We start from the raw sequence: 714 nt of genomic DNA, 5'->3' as shown, positions 1-714 counted from the left end.
TCGACTCCGGCGCCTGGAAGCCGGTCAAGTGACCCGCAACGGACCCTTGCACATGAATACCCTCAATGTCCGCACGCGGTTCTGGCTTGGCGCCTGCGCCATGCTCGCGCTGGTCGGCTGCGCCCACCAGAGCGCCTCGCTCTACCAGTGGGGCAGCTACCAGGATCAGGTCTACAGCCATTTCAAGGGCGGTAGCCCGGAACAGCAGATCCAGGCGCTGGAAAAGGACCTGCAGGTGATGCAGGCCGCCAACCGCAGGCCGCCGCCGGGACTGCAGGCACATCTGGGCATGCTGTACGCCGAAACCGGCAACGATGCCAAAGCGCAGCAGGAACTCCTCGCCGAGAAGACGCAGTATCCCGAGTCCGGCACCTACATCGATCTGTTGTTGAAGAACGCCAGCAACGCGAGGAGCGCGCAATGAAGAACGTCGCAAGAATGGCCTGCGTGGCCGTGCTCGGTCTGCTGCTGAGCGCCTGCGCGACGCAGCCGATGTCGCGCGATTACAGCGCGTACAAGGCCAGCAAACCGCGGTCGATCCTGGTCTTGCCGCCGGTCAGCCATGCACCGGACGTCAACGCCAGCCTGAGCGTGCTGTCGGTCACCACGTTGCCGCTGGCCGAAGCGGGCTACTACGTGATGCCGGTGGCGCCGGTCTACGAGACCTTCAAGCAGAACGGCATCACCGTGGCGGATGAAGCACAAGCGGTGTCT

At 64.3% G+C, this 714-nt stretch carries 2 protein-coding genes; both read left to right on the top strand.

Annotated features, from left to right (window positions below; translation table 11 throughout):
- Positions 1–52 precede the first annotated feature (52 nt).
- Positions 53–424: a DUF4810 domain-containing protein gene (locus tag CEK66_RS20170; RefSeq protein WP_017914534.1), complete on the top strand. Its 372-nt coding sequence runs from the start codon at positions 53–55 to the stop codon at positions 422–424.
- Positions 421–714, top strand: a 294-nt coding sequence (locus tag CEK66_RS20165; RefSeq protein ID WP_193312732.1) for a GNA1162 family protein, incomplete at its 3' end; no start/stop codon positions are given. The genes CEK66_RS20170 and CEK66_RS20165, both read left to right, overlap by 4 nt.

The sequence above is a fragment of the Xanthomonas sp. LMG 12460 genome (genome assembly GCF_009192895.1).
GTDB classification, from domain to species: Bacteria; Pseudomonadota; Gammaproteobacteria; order Xanthomonadales; family Xanthomonadaceae; genus Xanthomonas_A; species Xanthomonas_A sontii.
This window is presented reverse-complemented; position numbering and strand designations above follow the sequence as displayed.